We start from the raw sequence: 22,464 nt of genomic DNA, 5'->3' as shown, positions 1-22,464 counted from the left end.
GTATTTACAGCGGATACCTTGATAAGTGATGCAACGATCACTCGAACATTTACTACGGTTGGGAATTACACAGCAGCATTGCGTGTGACGACAGATTCAGGCTGTACACATCTGGCTATCCGGGAATATAATGTTCATCCGAACCCTGTAGCAGGCATAGAGGTATTAAATGATTGTGCGGATTCTGTTTTCTATTTTAGTGGCACATTTGATTTTGCTCCTTATTCTGGTGATATTGCTACTTATGAGTGGGATTTTGAATACAATGGCACTTTTGATGCTGATACATTAAGAACCTCACCGGATGTCGGACATGTTTATGCCACAGCTGGAAATTATCAGGCTGCTTTATGGGTCACTTCGGATTCAGGATGCTCGGACTTATTTGTTAAAGATATTATTGTGCATCCCAATCCTGATGCTGAAATTGTGATCCAAAACCAATGTGCAGATTCAGTATTTACCCTGGATGGTAGTAGTTCTGCAGGAAATATTATAAGTTATGAGTGGGATTATGATTATGATGGAGTATTTATCGCAGATGATTCGGTGATGAGTCCAATTATTACTAAAGTTTTTGATGAAATTGGCACTTATACAATTGCATTGAGAGTGACTACCGATTCTGGGTGTACTAATTTAGATTCAATGATTTATGAGGTTTATCCAAACCCAATACCAGATTTCACCGCATCCCACACCTGTCATACTTTTGAAACTACATTTTCGGATATTTCCGGAGTTGAGCTGGATAAGGATGGGAATGTTGTAGGAAGCAGTAGTATTGTGAGTAGAATCTGGGATTTCGGTGATGGTAATAGTTTTACTGGAAATGCAAATGATACTACTGTACCCCATACTTATGCCGATGCTGGTACTTATCAGGTAACCCTCACAGTTGAAACTAATGAGGGTTGTAACCATAGCATTACAAAGGATTTTACGGTACATCCTCAGCCTGTTCCTGAGTTTACCATTGAAGAAACTTGTGCCGCTAATCCTGTTCCTATTACCGAATTATCGACAATACCAGCTGGTTTTACTGGTACTGATCAAATTGTAGCCTGGAATTGGGACTTTGGAAATGGCGATGTAGATTCGGTGCAAACTCCGGATTATGCCTATTCTGTTGCCGGAGTTTATACTGTGAAGTTAACAGTGACCACAAATAATGGTTGTACTGAAGAAATTACCCATGATGTTACGATTTACCCGGCACCAGCAACTGCATTTAATACTGAAAATGTATGTGTGGGAACTGAAGCCAGGTTTTTGGATACTTCCACTGATTTCGGAAGGGCTATTGTAAAACAGGAATGGGATTTCCAATCGGATGGAATTTGGGATGCTGAAGGTCCGGATGTAGGTTTTATCTATGACAGAGCTGATACTTTCAATGTGACTTTAAGGGTAACCAGTATTACAGGTTGTATTGGAGTAACTGTTCAGCAAATTGAGATCTATGAACTTCCTGAAGCCGATGCAGGTAAAGATCAGTGGGTTTGTGAAGATGAGAGCGCAGAACTGGTAGCTTCAGGGGGTGTGAGTTATTTCTGGGATACAGGAGCTTCAACTCAGAAAATAACTGTAAATCCTTTTGAATCAACAACTTATACGGTTACTGTTCAGGATGAAAAAGGCTGTATTGGTTTGGACTCTGTGGTGGTTAATGTTATTCCTGAACCGATGTTAGTTTCTGATACTACAATTTGTACTGGCGATATAGCCGTTTTAGATGGAACTGTAAATGGGTATCCAACGAAGTATTTATGGTCTACAAATGACAGATCATCCAAAATTGCAGTTTCAGAAGCAGGGACCTATTCCCTTGAAGCCGTAATTAATTTCAGAGGAAAGGAATGTATCTATAATAAAACTATAAATGTGGAATTGGCAGAAAATCCAGGAGTGGTATTACCAACAGATACTATATATTGTTTGGAGGATGAAACCTTAACCCTGGATGCCGGTGAGGGAGATGCCTACTTGTGGTCGGATGGAGATCAGACTACCCGTACTGTTGAAATTGAACGAGAAGGAATTTATCACGTTCTGGTTACAAACGGGGCTGGATGTACAACCAAACAGTCCATAAAGGTAATCGATAAATGTCCTCCAAGGGTGTTCGTTCCAAGTGGGTTTACTCCAAATGGAGATGGACTTAATGATATGTTCCTGGTGGAAGGCAAGCATATTGTAAACTTCAAAATAGAAATCTACAATCGTTGGGGAGAAGTAATTTTTATTGCTGTAGAGCCTAACAATGGCTGGTTGGGAGATTATCTTGGAAAAGATATGCCTGCAGGAATATACCCTTATAAAGTGACTTATGAAAGTGAACTGAATCCTGGAAAGAAAATCATTCAAACCGGAGCAGTGGCACTTATTCGATAGACTTTGATTTTAAATGCAAATTGGGATGGGAAGTTGATTTTATCGACTTTCCATTTTTTTTACCCAAAATAATCGTTTAGTAAAAGAAAGTATTAATGGAAATAAGCTGGTCATCCAAAAAATAATGTTGTGGTTTTGTCAATTTAAAGGTAGTTTTTCAAATTAAACCGGTGGTGGTGGATATGATTATTATCAGTTATGCCTTCCAAATTCAGTATTTCTTCATTACATTGAAAAATTGATTATTTATAAAAACTGCAATTTTAACCCCATTCAGGTTATTATTTTAAATATCTACTTGCTGTAACAATATATAAACAGACTAATTTCCCTTAATTCCCAAATTATTAATCATCCTTTTTGGGGGAATTTACATCTTACCCGATCAATAATTTTTAAGTGCAGTTTTATCTCTTAATTCTACCATTCAACAAGAATAAATGCCCTTTATTCCAATACAAATGGAGAAAATTACCCTTACACGGGTGTGATTTTATCAAAATAGTTCCCCATAAATAAGCGCTGTTATCCTTGTTTTTTATGAAATTAACCCAAAAAGGGTTCACCCACAGGAAAGTAGTATTATTTGGGGGATTTATTTTTCAATTTTATTAGATGACCTTTGATCATTCACCAAAAATGCAATCGCATTACCCAATTATTTTAGTAAATCATTTTTTTAATGGGAATGCATAAGCAGAATTTCTAGTGTCAAATTAATTTAACCAAACTATTATGAGAAAAAAGCTACATTTCTCCCTTCTATTTTCTGCATTGATATTAGGGTTTTCCCTCATGTCTTATGCCCAGGATAAAGGGATAACTGGAAAGGTAACGTCTTCTGAGGATGCCAGGTGTTTCTGTAATTATTAAGGGAACAAGTTCAGGAACCATCACGGATATTGATGGAAATTACAGGCTAAATGCGCCTGAAAATGCCGCCACAATTGTATTTAGTTATGTGGGTTTTAGGACTGCTGAGGTGGAAATAGGCTCTCAAACAGTGATCAACCTGTCTATGGATGTGGATGAGCAGGTACTCAATGAAGTGGTGGTCACTGCAGTAGGAATTGAAAAAAATAAAAGATCGGTTGGCTATGCGATTGAGAATGTGGACGGAGAGGTGCTGCAACAACGATCCGAACCTGATTTGGTTCGTTCTTTACAAGGGAAAACACCAGGTGTTGAAATTATTGGTAATAATGGAGCTCCGGGATCTTCATCCTCAATTACTATAAGGGGATATAGTTCAACAGGGGCTAATCAGCCACTTATCGTGGTGGATGGAGTACCTTTCAACAATGATGGACTGTTGGATCCTGTGAGTGCAAGTGCAAACGCATTAACAGGAAATGCTTCCTATTCAAACAGATTGGGGGATATCAACCCAAATGATATTGAAAATATATCCGTTTTGAGGGGGGCTTCTGCCTCAGTACTTTATGGGTCCAGAGCGGCTAACGGAGTTATCCTGATAACCACTAAATCAGGTAAAGGAGGAAAAGGAAGAAAAGGAATGTCTATTTCTTATTCAGGTTCCTATACGGTAGAGCAAGTGCAAAAACTTCCAGACTTTCAAAACGAATATGGGCAGGGAGGTGATTTTGTTTATGATGGTGGTTTTTACAGTACCTGGGGCCCTAAATTTTCAGATCTCGATTCTGTTCCGCACCATTATAGCGGGGCTGCTTTTGCCGATATCTTCCCCGAATTACAGGGTAAAAAAGTGCCTTATCAGGCTTATCCCGATAATGTAGCCGATTTTTACAGAACGGGTTCTATTATAGATAATTCAATTTCCTTAACTGGAGGAAACGAAAACGGAAGTTTTTTTGCGTCTTATTCTCGTACCGATCATACAGGTTTTATCCCGGGAACAAGCTTTGATAGAAATAACTTTGGAGCTGGCGGACAATATGAATTGGATAACGGACTTAAATTTGGGGCCAACCTGAATTATATGAGTTCTCAGCAGCAAAGTGTTCAGGCTGGTGGAGGTGCAGCAGGTGCTTCCCCTGTTCATAGCCAATTGTGGTATATCCCAAGAAGTATTGATTTACAAGGCTACCCTTATCAGGATCCTGTGACTGGAGATAATGTTTGGTATAGGACAGAATTGGATAACCCTATCTGGAATGCGGAAAAGAACAAATACAGAAGTCAGGTTGACAGGGTTTGGGGAAATATTTTTGCCGAATATAACTTTACAGACTGGATAAAAGCTGCTTATAAATTTGGATATAATAACTACAATGAAGGCCGGAGAGATTTTATTGAGTACAGCTCAAATATTCGCCCTTCTACGTACAACAAGCAAGGTGGACTATTGTACGATGAAATCGTAAATAAGGAATTTAATTCAAATTTCCTTTTGACCATCAACAGGAATATTTCGAATGACCTGAACCTGAATGTAATGGTGGGCCAGGAAACGAACCAAAGGCAAAGTGACAGAAGAAGAACTTTGGGTACTACTCTGATTACCCGTGGAATTGATGAAATGGGAAATACTACTAATCAGATTTATGATGGAGGAGGCCGGTCTAAAAGGAGATTGGTTTCATTATTTGCTGATGTTGCCCTAGCCTACAAAGACATGTTATTCTTTAATTATCAGGCAAGAAATGACTGGTCTTCCACACTCCCTAAGGAAAACAGGTCATTTTTCTATCAGGGAGTAAATGCTTCATGGGTTTTTACCGAGTCTTTCGATATTAATAACAACATTTTGAGTTATGGTAAAATTAGAGTCGGATATGGAAAAGTAGGAAAAGATGCTTCTCCTTATAACTTGACTAGTGTATATGTGGCCAACCAGGCTGTGGGTAACAATACGTCATCTTTGCAGGGACCATACAATGGCATTTCTGGCTTGGTGAATGGAGCTGGCGAGGGTGATCCTAATCTTACTCCTGAGTTTACTACAGAAATTGAGTTGGGTACAGAACTTCAGTTTTTGCAAGGTCGGATAGGCTTGGATTTTACTGTTTATGATAGAAATACTACTGATATTATTTTATTGATCACAAGACCTGCCTCTTCAGGATTTGTGCAACAAGTGACCAATGCAGGGGAAATTGATAATAAGGGAGTGGAAATTGGGCTGAATTTAGTGCCTGTGCAAACTACTCACTTCAAGTGGGACCTGTATACAACCTTCACTAAAAACAATAGCAATGTGGTAAGGCTAGCGGAAGGGCAAACACAATTCGCACTTGGTTCTGCATTTACAGGGGACTTTGGTTCGTATATGATTCCCGGAAAGCCTTTTGGAGTTATCCAGGGAAGTGCATATGAAAGAACTGAAACCGGAGAAATGATGATAAACAGTACTACAGGTATTCCAATTGAAACTCAGGAATCGCAGGTGATTGCCGATCCTAACCGGGATTTTAATATGGCTGTAATCAATACTTTGAGCTACAAAGGTCTGTCTTTCAATTTCATGATTGATTTCCTTAAAGGAGGACAATATTATTCGGCAACCGCAGCAAATATGATGAGTAGGGGAGTATTAGGTTTTACGGCTGTTGATCGTGAAACACCAAGAGTAATCCCTGGAGTAATTGCCGATCCTACCACAAGGCAACCTCTTAAGGATGAAAATGGCAATAACATCCCTAATGATATTCAGATTACTACCGGAGATTATTATTGGAGAGGCTTTGGCTCTGCAGGTCCCCAGGAGGGAAGTGTTTATGGAGCAACTGTGATTAAACTAAGGGAAATTTCTTTGATGTATAATCTGCCTTCCTCATGGCTATCAAAAACACCATTTGGTTCTGCCTCTTTAGGTTTTTCCGGACGTAACCTTTGGTTTCATGCTCCCGACATGCCAAAAGGATCAGCTATTGATCCTGATAATGGTGGAGGGCAATTGCTCGATGGCGTAAGAGGGTTTGATTTTGCCTATATGCCAAATGCAAAAAGATTTAGCTTCAATTTGAGATTTACTTTATAATAATAGAAGGGGTCTTTGAGGACTAAAAATTGGAAAATAGCAAACCAGAAAAAATCTTTTTTCACACAAACATCTTGTATATAAGGATTGAGTTGCAACCATAATGTCCTTGATTGAAAACTTCATCTAAAAAAATAAACTTATGAAAAAGAATATAATCTATAAATTTTTAGTAGCGATCATGCTCCTTTTTTCTCTGGGAGCATGTGAAGACTATCTGGATATCAACGTAGATCCTGATAATCCTACTACTGCTACCCCATTTCAATTGTTGCCTGCAGTACAAATGAATATGGCTTTCACTACCCAGGATGCCTTGAATAGGATGACTTCCACATTTGTGCAGCGGTTAAATAACTTCCGTTTTGAATTTTTTGCTCTGAATGGTGGGGATACCAATAACGACTGGAACAGAATGTACAGAACTTTATTGAATGCGGAAGATATCATTACTATCGGGACTGAGCAGGAACAATGGCATTATGTAGGTGTGGCTAAAATTCTTAAGGCCTATATGTATAGCGTCATGGTAGATCTTTTCAATGATGTACCTTATACAGAAGCCAGCCTGGGAGCTACAAATTTTTCTGCAAAATTTGATGATGGTGCCATGGTATATGATGAAGCATTTGCTTTACTGGATGAAGGAATTGCAGATTTACAAAAAGAATCAAAGGCAGTGCTTGGAGCAACAGGAGATGATCTTACTTACGGTGGTGACCTGGAAAAATGGGAAAAAATGGCCAATACCCTAAAGTTAAAATTATTGAACCAAATCAGATTGGCTGATCCACAAAGGGCAACGGAAGGCATTAATGCCTTATTGGCTAATCCTGATAAACTAATTGGTGGAAATAATGAGAATTTTAGTATCCCATTTTTCAATAGCAGTGCCCCATTAAACTGGCATCCCTACTACCAGACTTTTCATAGCTCAAAAGGAGAAAATGACCTGTGTACATTTTACGATCAGTTATTAACTACCAATAATGATCCCAGATATCCATATCTGATTTACCAGCAATCTGGTGCTTTTGAAGGAAGAGATCCTGCTGATGCCCTTACCAACAGGGGAAATGATGACGATACAAAAAGTATTTTTGCCATCTACATTAATGGTGGTTTATATGACGATGGAGGGGCTAAGGCAGTAGATGCTACTGATGGAACCGGGGATGCTCCGGCCAGGTTAGTAACCTATTTTATGAGAAAATTTATTGAGGCGGAAGCGGTTTTAACCCTTCCGGGTGTTAGTGGAGATGCCAAAGCCTTATTAGAAGAAGCTATTCGGGCCTCATTTTCCGATGTAAACGTCTTTTCCGTTTCAAGAGGAGCACCAGAAATTTCTTCGGAGGATATCGATACCTATGTGGCCGCCAGATTGGACGCGTATGATAATGCAACAACTGATGCTGAGAGATTAGAAGTAATAATGGTTGATAAGTATGTAGCATTATCCGGAAATGGCATTGAATCTTACAATGATTACCGAAGAACAGGGTTTCCAGTGCTGTCTACTCCAATTCAGCCGGACGGTCCCTGGCCACTTAGGCTTCCATATGCTTCTGATGAGATTGAGTCGAATCCAAATGCACCTACTCAACCTTTGGAAACGGAGCCTGTTTTCTGGGATATGAACTAGTGTTGGTAAAAAAAATATAAAACAATATTGATATGTACGATATAAAAAAGATTCTCATATATATATTTTCCTTTGGGGTATTTTTATTGCAGCTCTCTTGTGATGATGATGGCTATAATCCTGATGACATCTCTATTAAAGGTGCCAAGACCCAGGTAGATATTGATCCAAATAACAGTTTTTTCAACTTTTTCGACACCGAAAATACCAAAGTTGCTTTTGACTTGAGTATTCCTGCGGGGGATCAAAACGTTACAGATATTAAATTGATGTTGCATTATATTGATGTAGAAACCGGTGAAGTGAGTGATTCTGTAGAGTTTCAAACCGTGGCAACTTTTCCAAGCACTGTCACAATCACGTTAAAGGAAGCTGTGGATTTAATTCCAGGATTATCAATGGATAAGATAAAGCCAGGGGATACCTTCGATTTTAGCATGGCCATCAATACCAAATCTGGGCAAATCTTAACAAGGGTTAGTCCAAGGTTACAACAAAATCAAACCAAAAATCCATATGATTTTAGCCCTAGTTTTCCTGTAGGTTGTCCTTCAAATATTCCAGAAGGAGTTTATTCCGGAGAAACCACAGGTCTGGTAAATACCACAAAGGATGTAACGGTCACCAATATGGGCGGGGGAATTTATGCAACTTCCGATATGTCTGCTGGGGCATTGGGAGCACTTATTGGAGATCCTTCCTATGAAGGGAGGGTTTCAGGATATTTGTACCACTATTCTGGTGCCTTCCTATAACCCACCAGGCTTAATTACAGTAAGCCAGCAGGAAGGAAATCCCGGTAGTTATGATGAAGAAACTGGTGTAATTACCTATAATTGGGAAATTGCAGGTATTCCATTTACCACAGTACTTACTCCCAAATAGCAAAACCTATCCGTTTTTAGACAAAAAGCGGTTGGAACTATGTTTCCAGCCGCTTTTTTTATTTAACATTTTGGTACTCAACTTCCCTGTTATAACCCAAAATGGGGTGCTGAATGGAGTGTCAGGCTATTTTATAAAATCTATAAAATTTTAAGTTTTTATAGATAAAATTTAACATAATTTCCGCAGTTTATTAGAATTTTTAAAATTTCGAATTTTGAATCAAAATACGCTTTGTGTTTACGATATGTTTAATTTTTGGTGTGTAAAATTACAATAACGTAAATTAGTTGCTTGTTTTTTGCAAATACAATAAAAAATTCTGAGGAAAATTTTAGGTATTCAGGATAATGATAACAAATTTAAATATCACCTGATTAATGTTAAAAATTGAATAAAATCAAGAATAATTAGTCTTAAATCGTACTTCCACAAAATATTTTTACCTTCAATAGGGGGATTTCTTTTTTCGGAATTTATAACCAAGTTTGAGATATCTATTCAACCTTACTTTATTACTCACTTCAATTGGGTCATCTTTTCAAAAGAATGACCACAGGTGAGTTATGTCTGGTTCTGAATAGGTGAATCACTTAGTGTCAAATTAATTTTTTAACATTTACTTACTAGCTTTATGAGAAAAATTCTACACCCATTTTTATGGCTGGGCTTTATTTTTTTATGTCATACCTCGTTTGCCCAGGACAAAGAGATTACCGGTAAAATTATTTCAAGTGAGGATAACGAACCTCTACCCGGTGTGTCCGTAATCGTTAAAGGAACTTCTTCAGGAACTATTTCAGATATTGATGGCAACTACAGGCTCAATGTGCCGGAAGGTAATGATTTGATTGTTTTTAGTTATGTTGGTTTTGAAACCCAGGAAGTGCAAATTGGATCACAATCAGTAATTGATGTAACTTTATTGCTCGATACCAAGCAGTTGCAGGAAGTAGTGGTTACTGCTATCGGATTGGAAGCGAATAAGCAGGATTTAGGCTATTCCATTCAGCAGGTTGATGGCGATGAGTTAACAAAATCCAGAGAAACCAATATGATTGCTGGTTTAAGTGGAAAAGTAGCCGGGGTACAGGTAACAAGCTCTGGTGGAGTTCCTGGCTCTGCAGCACAAATCAGGATTAGGGGAAATAAATCAATTCAGGGTAGTAACTCTCCATTATTTGTAGTGGATGGTGTGCCTATTGACAATTCCAGTTTTAATAGTGCAGACTCTCCTGAGGATGCAGTAGGTGACCTCAGTTCAGGTGGTGCCCAGGGATCTAACCGGGCAATTGATATCAACCCAAATGATATTGCCTCCATGACTGTTTTGAAGGGACCTGCGGCTACCGCACTCTACGGTATTCGTGCCTCCAATGGAGCCATTATTATTACCACTAAAAAAGGTAGCAAAGGAAAACCCAGGGTTTCTTACAATGCTTACTTTACCGTTGATGAGGTAAATAAATTACCTGATTTGCAAACTACCTACGGACAGGGAAGATTCACTGGTGGTGCCATTACTTACAGAGGTCCTGAAACCTTTGAAGGATTTAGCTGGGGACCTGCAATTTCAGATTTAAGGTATTCAAATTCCTTAAACTCAGCGTATAATACTAATGGTCGTGCCATAGTTCATTCAAGTGATCCAACTGCCTCTGGAGATTTGGTTCCTGCGTTCAATAATGCAGACAATTTCTTCCAGCCAGGATATTCTTTTGACAATACTTTAAGTGTGTCCGGTGGAAATGACAACACTACCTATTATATGTCAGCTTCCAAACTTGATCAATCTGGTATTGTACCTACAACTGATTTCCAAAGAACTTCTTTCAAAGCCACCATTACCACAAAAATTTCAGAAAAATTCCAGGCCTCATTTTCTGCAAATTATGTGAATTCAGGCGGTCGAAAAGTGCAGAATGGTTCAAATACTTCAGGTGTAATGCTGGGATTATTAAGAACAACCCCAACATTTGACAATGCCAATGGCCATGGTTCTGACGGATATAAATTCTCAGATGCCTATCTTTTTGATGACAATACCCCAAGAGCCTACAGAGGACAAATTAGTGGTTCTGCCATTTATGATAACCCATTATTTACCATCAATAGAAATTACCAGACAGATGAGGTAAACAGGTTTATAGGTTATGCGTTTTTAGGCTATGATATTACCCCATGGATGAAGGTTTCCTACAGATTGGGTGTGGATTCCTATACCGATTTCAGGAAATTTAGAAGTGACATTGGATCAGGTACATTAGCAGCTGGTCAGGTCATTAATCAGGAATATGCCAACAAAGATTTGAATGGCGATTTACTTTTAACAATTAATAAAGAGTTAACCTCAGATTTAAATCTTAATGCTACAATTGGTCATAATTTCTACAAAAAAACAACTGATAATAGAAGAATTGATGGACAGGGATTAGCTTCATTTGGATTTTTTAATATGGCCAGCCCCAACTCTTTTGCAGTATCAGAATTGCCAACTGAAAAGCAATTGTACGGTGTTTTTGCTGATTTAAGGTTCTCTTATAAAAACCAGTTCTTTTTAAATGTGACTGGAAGAAATGACTGGACCTCCACTTTATCTAATGATAATAACTCCTTCTTCTATCCTGCAGTTGCCGGAGGTTGGGCATTTACAGAATCATTAGGATGGGATGACAGTCCTATATTACCTTATGGTAAGTTGAGAGTTTCATGGGGAAAAGTGGGTAATGATGCTCCTTTCGGAAAAACCACTAAAATAACCTATTACCAGGCAAGGGTAAGGGATGGTTGGACTACTCCAAATGGTGTCATTTATCCGGCATTTGGTCAAAACTCCTTTATCCCAAATTCCCTTCTTGGAAATCCTGACCTAAGACCTGAATTTACCACCACTTTTGAAGTTGGTGCTGATTTAAGATTCTGGGATGGAAGAATTACGGCTGATATCACCTATTACAATGCCTTGACTGAGGATATTATCCTTGAAGTTGATATTCCAAGATCAAGTGGAAAACTTTCCAGAGCCCAAAACTCCGGTGAAATTGAAAACAAAGGAGTTGAAATTGCGCTGAATGCCAATATAATTAGATCTCCAAGTAGTTTTAATTACGATATAGGGGTGAATTTTACCAAATATACCTCTACTGTAAATAAACTTGCAGAAGGACTTGAAGTAATTACCATTGACCCATTTGGAACACAAAGAATTCAGGCAGGTGAATCTTATGGTATATTCTATGGTACCAGGTTTTTGAGAAATAATGAAGGTAAGGTAATTATTGACCCCACCGATGGAATGCCTTTAGAAGCGCCTACTAGTGCTAAAGTAGGAGATCCTACTCCTGATTTCTTGCTTGGGTTTAGAAACACATTTACTTATAAGGGTTTATCACTTTCTTTCTTACTTGACTTTAGAAAAGGTGGAGATATTTATAATGGTACTTCTGGTGTTTTGAACAATTTTGGTGTGAGTACCCAAACATTGGATAGAAATGAGACCGTAGTTTTTGATGGTGTATTAAGAGATACAGGCTTGGATGATGCCAACGGAGTACAAATTGGTGGAGAAGTAAATAATATTGAAGTTGTAAAAGGTGGTACGGATGGTGGTACCAATTACTACCAAAATTATGGATTTGTTGGTTTGGATGAGTTAAGTGTTCAGGATGGCTCATGGGTAAGGTTAAGGGATTTGACTATTTCTTATAACTTCCCAAGTTCTATGTTTGAAAATAATTTCATAGAAAATCTAACCATAGGATTTACAGCAAGGAACTTATTCCTGATTACAGATTATACAGGTATTGACCCTGAAACTAACCTGACTGGTGATGCCAGTAATGTATTGGGATATGATTACTTCAATAATCCAAATACAAAAAGTTATGGGGTAAACCTTAACTTATCTTTCTAAGTCCACATTTTCTTTAAAATTCAATAGAAGGTTTTATTCTTCTTATAAAATATATCATACTATGAAAAGAATATTGAAAATAAAGTTTTTAGTTATCTTTCTTTCCTGCTGGATATTTTCCTCCTGCGAGTTTGATGACAATATAAACGTAAATCCCTCCACACCTGCAGATGTAACCATTAATGCCATTTGGCCAGCCGCTCAAACCGGAATTGCCTGGGTAATAGGTGGAGAGATGGTAAGAATTAATGGTATTTTGGTACAGCATTTTAATGGCATTAATGCCCAGCAGGCCGATAATACCGAATACCTGATCAGAGATGCAGATATGGATGGCATGTGGAGAAGAATGTATCACGATTCGTTAAATCCTTTGGCTGATATCATTAAAAAGTCAAATGAACAAGATAGCCCACATAATAGAGGCAGAGCAAAAATATTATTGGCTCTTGGTCTTGGAAATTTCACAGATGGTTTCGGTGATATTCCATATGTGGAAGCTTTTCAGGCAGATGATGGATTATTAGCACCTACCTACGATAATCAGCAAAATGTTTACAATACCATTAATACTTTATTGGATGAAGGAATTGCGGATTTGGAAGGTCCTGGAGGCACATTAGGGCAGGGACCAGATCAGATATATGGCCAGAATTTAGGCCTTTGGGTAAAGGCAGCGAAGTCTTTAAAGGCAAGGTATGCCCTTCATCTTGAAAAGAAAAATGGAAACCAGGCTTTTGAAGATGCACTGGCATTGTTACCAGAAGGTATTTCCTCAAATGCAGAGGACTTCGAACTTTACTTTGGAACGGCCACAAATGAGCCAAACCCACAATATCAGTTTACCCAGGACAGAGCGGGAAATGTAGAAATGGGAGCATTCTTTGTGGATTTAATGGTAAGTCAAAATGATCCCAGAACTGAATTTTTCAGACAAGTTGATGATAATAGTAGTGTAGTTTTTGCTCCTGGTAGTTATTACACAACCATCAATAGCCAGGTCGTATTTATGAGTTATGTGGAGGCTAAATTTATTGAAGCTGAAGCACATCTAAGGAAAGCTACTCCAGATTTAGCGGCTTCTGAGGCTGCCTTTAAAGCCGCTGTGGCTGCCTCTATCCAAAAAATCACAGAGGCTTCAGATGATACTTATGTAGACACCTATGCGACTTATGCCGGGCTTACCACTCCAGAAGAAAGGCTTGAGAGATTGATGACGGAAAAATATATTGCCATGTACTCTCAGGGAATAGAATCCTGGACGGATTATAGAAGGACTGGATTCCCAGTCCTTACTCCTAATCCTAATGGTTCTAATGGATTTAATTTGAATGGGGAAATCCCAAGAAGGCTGCCATATCCGCAAACTGAGGTGGACTTAAATCCCCAAACCCCTATAACTTCTCCAAATCTTCAGACTCCGGTTTGGTGGGATGAATAATTTATAGTGGCAATAAGAGTAAAAAAAGGCAATCCCGAAAGATTGCCTTTTTTATTGCTATGGCGTGACATATTCATTGATTAACTTTTCGGTTTTAGCATTTTCCACTTTATTGATAATTCTTTCTGATTCTTGTTTGTCTCTGACAACTTTTGCAACTGTAAAACAAGAAGAGACTGTAAATAAATACGACATGGCAAAAAAGCCTTTTACTGCAAGAGTGGTATCCAGTAAATAAAGCCCTGCTACTGTTCCAATGAAAGATATCCCAAAGGAAATCCAGGCCATTGTGTAAAATGCTTTAGTGTTATTGTGCTCATATAAAACCGTATTTTGCATAGTTCCAGTATTAGAGTGAAAATTCTTTTTAACGGTTTCATGGCTATAAAGTTTTTTATACTTTAACAATATACCGACTTGCCTCTAATAAATTTTTGGCCACATATTTTGCAATGGTTTCCGTATTTGAATGAGTTATTCGAACACCTTTTATACCCAGTTTTTCAGCGGGTATAAGGTCCCGTTCTTTATCTCCAATCATCCACGATTTTGAGGGATCAATTTTAAACTTAGCAATGGCCTTCTCAAACATTAAAGAATCCGGTTTTCTGGTAAGGCTTTCTGTTTTTAGGGGATGATGAGGGGAAAAATACATTTCGTCAATAGCATGATCACATGCCTGCTGAAGTTTTTGATAACAGGACAAAACCTCATCGGCAGAATAAATTCCCTTGGCAATCCCGGCCTGATTAGTAATGATGATTAAAAGATAGCCTGCCTTTTTAAATATCTGCAAGGCCTCAGGAACCCCGGTTTCTAATTGGAAATCCCTTAGATTATAAGTGTATTCCCCTCTTTCAACATTTAAAACACCATCCCTGTCCAGGAATATACATTGTTTCATCTTAGTTTTTTAATTTTAAAAAAATATTAAGCGTCTATTTAGGACAATTATTTAGAATTCAACTATATTTAATTAATATAAATTAAACCTGCAAAATAAAATTATTCCCTATAATTGGGTGCATACCAAAAATATTTTTTAAATTATCTTTAAAAATACCTTGGTCCAGTTGTTTTTTTTAATTTTTAGTAGGAAGTAATGGACAAGGATGAAAAATATTAGCAAATATTTTAAGCTATTGTTACAAAATTAAATTGTGATTTTAGCTTAAAAAGAAGTTGTCTAAAGTTCTGGTTTAATTGCGAAAATGAAAGTTTTTTGCCTAAAGTAAAACTTAAAACAATTTCAGGATTAAAAAAACCGATAACCAATACATTTAAGTATGATAGATATTATTCCTTCCCTTTCGGTGATAGGGGGAAAGTGTGTGAGACTTTCCCAAGGCGATTATAAAAACAAAACAGTTTATGATGAAAGCCCTATTGATATTGCGAAAAAGTTTGAAGATAACGGAATCACCAAAATACATTTAATCGATCTTGAAGGCGCGAAAGCAGGTAGAGTAATAAATTACGATATCCTTGAATTAATTTGTGGCCATACCAATTTGGAAGTAAATTTCGGAGGAGGAATAAATACCGATGGTGACATCAATAAAGTATTTGAGTATGGGGCAAAAATGATAACAGTAGGGAGTTTGGCCATCAAAAATAAAAATCTATTTACCTCATGGTTAATCTCTTATGGCAGACAAAAGGTAGTATTAAGTGCAGATGCGCTCGATAGAAAAATCCAAATTAAAGGCTGGCAAAAAAAGACAGATATTGATCTTCTGGATCATATAGAATATTATTTTGAAAGGAGTATTCAGTACGTTAAATGTTCGGATGTTTCCAGGGATGGGTTACTTCAGGGATCGTCAATTGATATTTATAAGGATATTTTAAAAAAATTCCCCGAACTGAAACTTTTTGCCAGTGGAGGGGTCTCCAGCCTTGATGAAATTAAAGCTTTGGAAGAGGTAGGAGTGCATGGCGTAATAGTGGGAAAAGCGATATATGAAGAGCAAATTACACTAAGTGAAATCCATCAATTTTTCGCGAAATAATAGAATCATACCTATTTATAAAAATTTATTCGATTAAAAAATTTTGTTTTTAACTTTTTTTTAACCAAAAAATTCTTAAAATTTGTTTCTATCTTGCAAGAGAACAATTTTTATTGTTAAAATGATGTTTTGGATATTATTTTTTGATTTTATTCAAAATCCGACTAATTATCAATCGTATTTAAAATTAAATTAAGAAGAAAATGAGTTCACCTATTAAACTAGATCAGACCGATCGAAAAATTCTTAACATCTTGCAAAAGCATGCTAAGATAACTAATGCCCAACTTTCAAAGGATATCGATTTATCTCCCGCGCCAACTTTGGAGAGGGTGAAAAAATTGGAAAATTCCGGTATTATTGAAAGTTATCATGCCAAGTTAAATGGTCATTTGTTGGGACTTAATATTTACGCTTTTGTAAGTGTAAAATTGAAAAATTACAACAAAAAGAGCCATAATTCCTTCATCAGTAAAATTGAAGATATTGATGAAGTAATTGAAAGTCATAGTGTTACTGGAAAGGGCGATTATTTGCTCAAAGTAGTAGCCAAGGATGTAAGTGCTTACGAAGACGTGGTACGAGATAGAATCAGTGCCATAGATGATGTAAGTAGCTTAGAATCAATGGTAATCCTTTCTACCTCCAAGGATAGTAAAGTGATTCCTGTACCATAAGGTTTAGGCAATGTTAAAATAGAGCTGGTTGGGATATAACCAGCTTTTTTTATGCCATAGAATCAACTCTTTTGTACTTTTCTTTAAAATTCAGGCTATTGGTAAATCCAAATCTTTTGAAAGATTCATCATCGTAGGCATTGGCAGCCTCTTCAGGAGTCTCAAAAACTCCCAGGTATATTCGTTTGCCTTTGTCATATAATACGGCCCTGAATTTATTTCCATCTTTTGAAACCCCTCTATAGCCTTGTGAGCAGTTTTGTTCACGTCTTAGTTCTGCCATAGTGGCCCAGTTAATATTATCGATTCTGCAATCAAGCTTTTTCCCATTCTTCATTCTTACAAAAAGTTTTTTATTGGATTGAGGAGGTTCAATAAAAATATCTGCAAGCAATTTATGCATATAAAGTGTATTGATCCTTCCAAACCGGGTAAATTGTAAAACTGCATATCCTGCAGAATGAAGTCTCCATCCTTTGTCAAGGCCTTTTCTTTTTAAATAGCTAAAACCTTTCCGACATAGTTTTACCTTTTTGTCTGAATTTGCGAGCAAGAGATTCATTAAAGGGAAATTTAATTTGGAAAAAAAATACTTTTATGGTAAAAAATTAAATTAATAAAAAACAAGCCGTTTTGTGTTGAATTATTGATGTGGGGTTTTGTTTAGTAATATTAAGTGTTTTTTTTTACTAAAAAAAGAATATCCTGAAATAAATTTCTTGTTAAAGCAAATTTAATGATTAATTAATGCATGTTTAAGGATCTATTTTGTTTGGTTTATTTTAGAAATGATGGAATTTTTGTGTTTGTTTTTGGTGAGAATTTTATAGTGAAAAGGATTAGCAGAGAAAGATAGTAGATAAATGCGTGGTATTTATTGTTAAATTCTTAGTTTTGGATTTGCATTGGAAGATAGTTTGCTGTTGAATTCTAAAAGATAGTGCTTATTTTATATTTTTTGTATTGAAATATAAGATTAAGTACAAAATTTTTACAATTCTTAAAAACATTCTGTCGTTCATAAAAAGTTAGCAAACTTTTTGTTTTAATTTTTTAAGATCTTTTTACTTTATTTGTAATTATTTAATTGAAAAGAAAGGGTGTTTAACAAATTACTGTTATCTTGAGCCCAAATTTTAACTAATAATATTTATTATTCAATCAGATTATCCATACAAAAAACTTTGAAATGAAAAGAGTAAAATTTTTATTGCTTTCCCTTGTTGCCGGGTCCCTTTGGTTTTTATCAAGCTGTGGTGGAGATGACCCAGATGACCCTCAACCAACGAGCGTAAAGTTTACGGTTACTTCTGCTACCAAGGATGGAGCAGCAATTGATGCTTCAAGTTATACAATTACTTTTAACTTTGATGCTGAAGGAAACCCTAATGGTTATACAGCAACAGGAAGCAGTAACCTAACTCCAACTACCGCAAATTCAGGAACTTTTAGCGTAGCGAGTGGTATCATTACATTTTCCGCTGGAGGAACTTCAAGAAGTGTAAATGGAACTGTAAGCGCGTCTACCAAATCTTTAACCTTAGATTATACACTAACTAAGATCGATGATGGTGTTTCTGCCGATGATGCAGGGGATTACAGATATGAAATGGCTGCTCAATAGATTTTATTTTTGCAGCAAAAAAAACAGGCTCAAGTAATTGAGCCTGTTTTTTTTATATGAAGTTGTCTAAGATTTTGTCTAAAATTTAATTTTTTAAGCCAAAATCTGCCATTCGCAGCAGAAAGGTTATACTTTAGACAATTTCTATACTCCCCAATTTTATTCCATTCATGAATATTCAGCTATTTGATAATTTGTTTTAAGGAATATACTATTTTTGTCTTTTTTACATTCAATTCTATAGGAATTATCTTACCAAATAATCAGTTTAATATTGTTGGAAAGTGTAGAAAGAATTAAAAATACCAGGGTTTAAATCAAAGAAAAACCTTTGAAGCTTGGGAAATGTTATTGGCGTTCTTAAAATACAAGGACTAAGGAGAAAAAATTCATAACTTTATTTGACTTAAAAGTGTCTAGTACATTGATAGAAGAATTACTGAAGTAGATGATTTTTTTAAGATGAAGTCCAAAATTTAATTTAATGGGTAGGTATTTCAATTTTATATTTTTTTTAGGAGTATTATGGTGCATTTCATCATGCAGCAAGCGTACTTGCCCCACTTACCTAACCACCTTTCAATTCGATAAAAAAGCCCCGAATCAATTTTTTGCTTATTTTAAAGCTGAAGAAACTACTGAAGATGAAACAATAGAAAGTGGCGTGTTTTCTTCGGATTCTTTCCTTGCACCAGATGTGGATATGGAAGAAGAAAGCGCAATTGAAGAGAATGACACCTTGAAAAATGCTTTTGGTATATTGGTGTTTGAATATGGTGAAGAACCTTCTGATACAGATATTATGAAGGGAGTAACCAGAAATAAACATGGAATAATAAAGAAGGGAGATGGCTTTTTGAGTAATATTTTCCCAAAGAAAAAAAGAAGGTATTCCAACAGACCAAGGATGGTGAGTATGAAAAATCCACGACCATTTAAAAAAGTTAAAGGAGAAAGCGAAAGTGATTCCACACACCAAATGGTCCAAAAAAAGGAACCGCCCAAGAATACAGATCAATATATGTATGAACTGGAATTTGGGAATCCTGATGCAGTGAAGGATTCTATACCACCGGAAAGTGCTGAAGGAGACATAGAAGAAGAAAATACTGAGGAACTTGAGACTGTAGAGGGAACAGATAAAGATGGAAATAAAAGTAAAAAATCCAAAAAGAAAAAGAAGAAGAAAAAAGACAAAAAGGCTGCAAAAGAATCCAAGGTAAAACCAAAGAAAGAAAAAAAGTCAAAGAAAAAAACTAAGGAAAAGGGATTAAAATCAGAGGATATTTTTGAGGAGGATGTTTCAGAGGATGGGGCTTAGGTTTAGGAATTTTACAGAAAAAGGAAAAGGATGTCAGTTTTGATCATCCTTTTCCTTTTTCTAAGATTATTTGATCCTGGCAAAATCAATCAGATCTCCACTTCCTGATTTTTGAATGATTTTCTGGGTTTAAGGTTTAAGGTTTGGAACATTTCTTTGTCTTTATCTACCTCAGGATTTGGTGTGGTAAGTAATTTTTCACCTGCGAAAATAGAATTTGCACCAGCTAAAAAACAAAGAGCTTGTTCCTCGGTATTCATTTCCAATCTGCCAGCAGAAAGTCTAACCATTGCCTTAGGCATTATGATCCTTGCTGTAGCGATCATTCTTAGCATATCCCAAACCGGTACTCTTTCCTGATTTTCCATTGGAGTCCCTTTCACTGCAACCAGGGCATTCACAGGAACAGATTCCGGATGCTCGGGTAGGGTAGATAAAGTATGGAGCATCCCAATCCGATCGGTTTCCTGTTCTCCTAATCCTATGATTCCACCTGAACAAACCGAAATTTTAGCATTTCTTACATTCTCCAAAGTGTCTAACCTGTCAGCATAATTTCTGGTGGTAATTACATCCCCATAATGCTCCTCACTGGTGTCGAGATTGTGGTTGTAGGCATAAAGTCCTGCATCTTTTAATTTCTGAGCTTGCTCTTCCGTAAGCATTCCAAGGGTACAACATACTTCCAGCCCCATTTTATTGATGCCTTTTACCATATCCAACACTCTTTCAAAGTCCCGGTTATCTCTTACTTCTCTCCATGCAGCTCCCATACAAAACCTGGTACTTCCATTGGCCTTTGCCTCTTCCGCATTTTTGATTACAACATTAGTAGGTAGTAATTTTTGCGTCTCTACCTCAGTGTGATACCGTGCTGCCTGAGGACAGTAACCACAGTCTTCGGGACAGCCTCCGGTTTTAATGGATAGAAGTGTACAAACCTGTACTTCCTGTGGATCGTGATATGCTCTGTGAACTGAACCTGCTTTATAAATAAGTTCCAGAATTGGGGTATTAAAAATTTCCGCAATTTCATCTCTGGTCCAATCATTTCGAATGATAGCCTCCATCTTTTAGGTTTTGAGTTAAATGTAAAGTGAAATTCCGACAAAATTAAGAATTCGGATAATGACTACAAGAGATTTTCCTTTTTTAACCATTTTATGGAATCTTCTAAAATCTGGTCAACAGGAATTTTTTTGAATCCCAGATTTTCTTTTGCTTTTGAATCATCGGCTTCAAGGTCCTCTAAAAGTAGCTGGTATTTTTCGGGTGTCAGTAATGGCTCATTCTTATTTATCCAGCTTACTAATGTATCTTTCCATAGGGCAATTTTTAATAAAAAAGCAGGAGTAACCTGTTGGGAAATCTTCTGATTAAATTTTTCCTGTAAAATATTTACAACTCGTTTAAACGAATTTTTTTCCCCTGCCATAATATAGTTTTCCCCGGTCACTCCATTTTCAAAAGCTGAAATATGAGCTTTGGCAACTTCTTCCACATGGCAAAACCAACCATTTGCCGGAGGAATGCCTGGCAGATTATTGTGATATACCGTTTGAATGAGTTGCACCCAATTGTGTTGATCAAATGGTCCCATGATATGACAAGGGTTTAATATTACGGCATCAAGTCCCTTTTCAGCAGTAGCTTTTTTAATAATTTCTTCAGCTTGAAATTTGGTTATAAAATAATTGATATTGCTATCCATTGCATTTGAAGGAGTATTTTCATCAATTACTCCATGATGAAAACCATAAGCAGCAATGGAAGATGTGTGAATAAACCTTTTGGCTTTTTTTTCCAAGGCTACTTTCACCATATTTTCAGTTCCTTCCACATTAATTTTTGTTTGGCTATCATTATTTTTTGCCCAAAGGTTTGTGCTTGCCGCTACATGAAAAATGGCATCTGGATTTTCAGGGATCCCATTTCTCAGGGAATCAATATCTGTAATATCACCTGGGATTAACTCGATTTCCAAATTCTTGAGATACTTTAGAGAAGATGAGGGTCGATGTAAAGCAAATACTTTCCAATCTTTTTTCTGTAATTCTCTGATGAGATTTATTCCCAGGAATCCTGTCCCTCCTGATACAAATGCGATTTTGTCCATTAGTAAAAAATTGGATGTTAGTAAAACTCTAAAATAAGGAAAATTTATAATTTTTGTAAATTTCAATAAAAATTGAAAGTTTTGAAACAAAAATAATCTACTCTCGTTTTTAACTAAACAAACTTCAATGAAAATAGCATGAAAAAAATAGAAAAGATTATTATTCCGGGAGGATCGGGTTTTTTAGTGCATATTATGATCGATGCTGACCCACCAGAATTTTTATATTGATCCACCATAATTATGATATTGACCCATCTATAGGATTGAATTAGTGACGGGTCAATATGATCATAATGATGATCATGACCCTTTTAAGTTGGAGGGGTCACAATAATCATTATGGCGATGGTGACCCCCTTTTAAGCTCTGATAGTTTAGCGTTTGCAGTAAGTAACCAAAAAACTGCGAATACAATGGCTGGTAAACTACTAGATATGAGCAAAATAAAACAGATCATCAGATTGAGAGAAAAGGG

General features: G+C 36.7%; 17 protein-coding genes. 12 read left to right on the top strand and 5 right to left on the bottom strand.

Annotated elements, in window-relative coordinates; all coding sequences use genetic code 11:
• The 8 genes from A3EM_RS0130380 to A3EM_RS0130350 all read left to right on the top strand — a co-directional run.
• Window positions 1-2,394, top strand: a 2,394-nt coding sequence (locus A3EM_RS0130380) for a T9SS type B sorting domain-containing protein (protein WP_020532026.1), incomplete at its 5' end; no start/stop codon positions are given.
• Between the two features lie 735 nt (window positions 2,395-3,129).
• A complete protein-coding gene (locus tag A3EM_RS47800) occupies window positions 3,130-3,267 on the top strand; it encodes a hypothetical protein (RefSeq protein WP_157638178.1) in 138 nt (45 codons plus the stop codon).
• The gene (locus A3EM_RS44070) at window positions 3,242-6,355 is read left to right on the top strand and encodes a SusC/RagA family TonB-linked outer membrane protein (protein WP_020532025.1); all 3,114 of its coding nucleotides are present in this window, start codon (window positions 3,242-3,244) and stop codon (window positions 6,353-6,355) included. The genes A3EM_RS47800 and A3EM_RS44070 overlap by 26 nt, the downstream gene beginning before the upstream one ends.
• A gap of 142 nt (window positions 6,356-6,497) precedes the next feature.
• Entirely contained in the window at window positions 6,498-7,997 is a 1,500-nt protein-coding gene (locus tag A3EM_RS0130370) for a SusD/RagB family nutrient-binding outer membrane lipoprotein (RefSeq protein WP_026210677.1), read from the top strand.
• 32 nt (window positions 7,998-8,029) lie between these two features.
• Window positions 8,030-8,752: a hypothetical protein gene (locus A3EM_RS0130365; protein ID WP_020532023.1), complete on the top strand. Its 723-nt coding sequence runs from the start codon at window positions 8,030-8,032 to the stop codon at window positions 8,750-8,752.
• The gene (locus tag A3EM_RS47795) at window positions 8,739-8,882 is read left to right on the top strand and encodes a hypothetical protein (RefSeq protein WP_020532022.1); all 144 of its coding nucleotides are present in this window, start codon (window positions 8,739-8,741) and stop codon (window positions 8,880-8,882) included. Before A3EM_RS0130365 ends, A3EM_RS47795 begins: the two co-directional genes overlap by 14 nt.
• Window positions 8,883-9,516: 634 nt before the next feature.
• Complete coding sequence (locus A3EM_RS0130355) at window positions 9,517-12,795, top strand: SusC/RagA family TonB-linked outer membrane protein (protein ID WP_020532021.1); 3,279 nt, start codon at window positions 9,517-9,519, stop codon at window positions 12,793-12,795.
• A 61-nt stretch (window positions 12,796-12,856) separates the two neighbouring features.
• A complete protein-coding gene (locus A3EM_RS0130350; RefSeq protein ID WP_020532020.1) occupies window positions 12,857-14,236 on the top strand; it encodes a SusD/RagB family nutrient-binding outer membrane lipoprotein in 1,380 nt (459 codons plus the stop codon).
• Window positions 14,237-14,293: 57 nt separating this feature from the next.
• Here the strand turns inward: A3EM_RS0130350 and A3EM_RS0130345 are convergent, their stop codons facing one another.
• Entirely contained in the window at window positions 14,294-14,575 is a 282-nt protein-coding gene (locus A3EM_RS0130345) for a YiaA/YiaB family inner membrane protein (RefSeq protein ID WP_026210676.1), read from the bottom strand.
• A 55-nt stretch (window positions 14,576-14,630) separates the two neighbouring features.
• On the bottom strand, window positions 14,631-15,140 hold the full coding sequence (locus tag A3EM_RS0130340; RefSeq protein WP_020532018.1) for a D-glycero-alpha-D-manno-heptose-1,7-bisphosphate 7-phosphatase: 510 nt from the start codon (window positions 15,138-15,140) through the stop codon (window positions 14,631-14,633).
• A 382-nt stretch (window positions 15,141-15,522) separates the two neighbouring features.
• Here A3EM_RS0130340 and A3EM_RS0130335 point away from each other — a divergent pair, with 382 nt between their 5' ends.
• A complete protein-coding gene (locus tag A3EM_RS0130335; protein ID WP_020532017.1) occupies window positions 15,523-16,248 on the top strand; it encodes a 1-(5-phosphoribosyl)-5-[(5-phosphoribosylamino)methylideneamino]imidazole-4-carboxamide isomerase in 726 nt (241 codons plus the stop codon).
• 203 nt (window positions 16,249-16,451) lie between these two features.
• Window positions 16,452-16,925, top strand: coding sequence for an Lrp/AsnC family transcriptional regulator (locus A3EM_RS0130330; protein ID WP_020532016.1), 474 nt, complete (start codon window positions 16,452-16,454; stop codon window positions 16,923-16,925).
• Between the two features lie 49 nt (window positions 16,926-16,974).
• Here A3EM_RS0130330 and A3EM_RS0130325 read toward each other — a convergent pair whose 3' ends face one another.
• Window positions 16,975-17,487, bottom strand: coding sequence for an AP2/ERF family transcription factor (locus tag A3EM_RS0130325; protein ID WP_020532015.1), 513 nt, complete (start codon window positions 17,485-17,487; stop codon window positions 16,975-16,977).
• Between the two features lie 627 nt (window positions 17,488-18,114).
• Between A3EM_RS0130325 and A3EM_RS0130315 the strand changes: the two genes are divergently transcribed.
• Window positions 18,115-18,549 carry a hypothetical protein gene (locus A3EM_RS0130315; protein WP_020532013.1) on the top strand — a complete coding sequence of 145 codons (435 nt, stop codon included), beginning with the start codon at window positions 18,115-18,117 and terminating at the stop codon, window positions 18,547-18,549.
• Window positions 18,550-19,033: 484 nt separating this feature from the next.
• Window positions 19,034-19,870 carry a hypothetical protein gene (locus A3EM_RS0130310; RefSeq protein ID WP_020532012.1) on the top strand — a complete coding sequence of 279 codons (837 nt, stop codon included), beginning with the start codon at window positions 19,034-19,036 and terminating at the stop codon, window positions 19,868-19,870.
• Between the two features lie 89 nt (window positions 19,871-19,959).
• Here the strand turns inward: A3EM_RS0130310 and bioB are convergent, their stop codons facing one another.
• On the bottom strand, window positions 19,960-20,940 hold the full coding sequence (bioB, locus tag A3EM_RS0130305; protein WP_020532011.1) for a biotin synthase BioB: 981 nt from the start codon (window positions 20,938-20,940) through the stop codon (window positions 19,960-19,962).
• 62 nt (window positions 20,941-21,002) lie between these two features.
• Window positions 21,003-21,986: an NAD-dependent epimerase/dehydratase family protein gene (locus A3EM_RS0130300; RefSeq protein WP_020532010.1), complete on the bottom strand. Its 984-nt coding sequence runs from the start codon at window positions 21,984-21,986 to the stop codon at window positions 21,003-21,005.
• Between the last annotated feature and the right edge of the window lie 478 nt (window positions 21,987-22,464).

It is taken from the genome of Flexithrix dorotheae DSM 6795 (assembly GCF_000379765.1).
In the GTDB taxonomy this organism is placed as follows: domain Bacteria; phylum Bacteroidota; class Bacteroidia; order Cytophagales; family Flammeovirgaceae; genus Flexithrix; species Flexithrix dorotheae.
The sequence above is the reverse complement of the archived record's forward strand: the minus strand, read 5'-3'. Positions and strand labels throughout refer to the sequence as shown.

Excerpts from the sequence above, each read along its gene's own strand:
- A3EM_RS0130350 (WP_020532020.1), top strand. The coding sequence starts at position 12,857 with ATGAAAAGAATATTGAAAATAAAGTTTTTAGTTATCTTTCTTTCCTGC.
- A3EM_RS47800 (WP_157638178.1), top strand. The coding sequence starts at position 3,130 with ATGAGAAAAAAGCTACATTTCTCCCTTCTATTTTCTGCATTGATATTA.
- A3EM_RS0130330 (WP_020532016.1), top strand. The coding sequence starts at position 16,452 with ATGAGTTCACCTATTAAACTAGATCAGACCGATCGAAAAATTCTTAAC.
- A3EM_RS44070 (WP_020532025.1), top strand. The coding sequence starts at position 3,242 with ATGCCAGGTGTTTCTGTAATTATTAAGGGAACAAGTTCAGGAACCATC.
- A3EM_RS0130340 (WP_020532018.1), bottom strand. The coding sequence starts at position 15,140 with ATGAAACAATGTATATTCCTGGACAGGGATGGTGTTTTAAATGTTGAA.
- A3EM_RS0130370 (WP_026210677.1), top strand. The coding sequence starts at position 6,498 with ATGAAAAAGAATATAATCTATAAATTTTTAGTAGCGATCATGCTCCTT.
- A3EM_RS0130335 (WP_020532017.1), top strand. The coding sequence starts at position 15,523 with ATGATAGATATTATTCCTTCCCTTTCGGTGATAGGGGGAAAGTGTGTG.
- A3EM_RS0130300 (WP_020532010.1), bottom strand. The coding sequence starts at position 21,986 with ATGGACAAAATCGCATTTGTATCAGGAGGGACAGGATTCCTGGGAATA.
- A3EM_RS0130365 (WP_020532023.1), top strand. The coding sequence starts at position 8,030 with ATGTACGATATAAAAAAGATTCTCATATATATATTTTCCTTTGGGGTA.
- A3EM_RS0130310 (WP_020532012.1), top strand. The coding sequence starts at position 19,034 with ATGGGTAGGTATTTCAATTTTATATTTTTTTTAGGAGTATTATGGTGC.
- A3EM_RS0130345 (WP_026210676.1), bottom strand. The coding sequence starts at position 14,575 with ATGCAAAATACGGTTTTATATGAGCACAATAACACTAAAGCATTTTAC.
- A3EM_RS0130325 (WP_020532015.1), bottom strand. The coding sequence starts at position 17,487 with ATGAATCTCTTGCTCGCAAATTCAGACAAAAAGGTAAAACTATGTCGG.
- A3EM_RS0130315 (WP_020532013.1), top strand. The coding sequence starts at position 18,115 with ATGAAAAGAGTAAAATTTTTATTGCTTTCCCTTGTTGCCGGGTCCCTT.
- A3EM_RS0130355 (WP_020532021.1), top strand. The coding sequence starts at position 9,517 with ATGAGAAAAATTCTACACCCATTTTTATGGCTGGGCTTTATTTTTTTA.
- bioB (WP_020532011.1), bottom strand. The coding sequence starts at position 20,940 with ATGGAGGCTATCATTCGAAATGATTGGACCAGAGATGAAATTGCGGAA.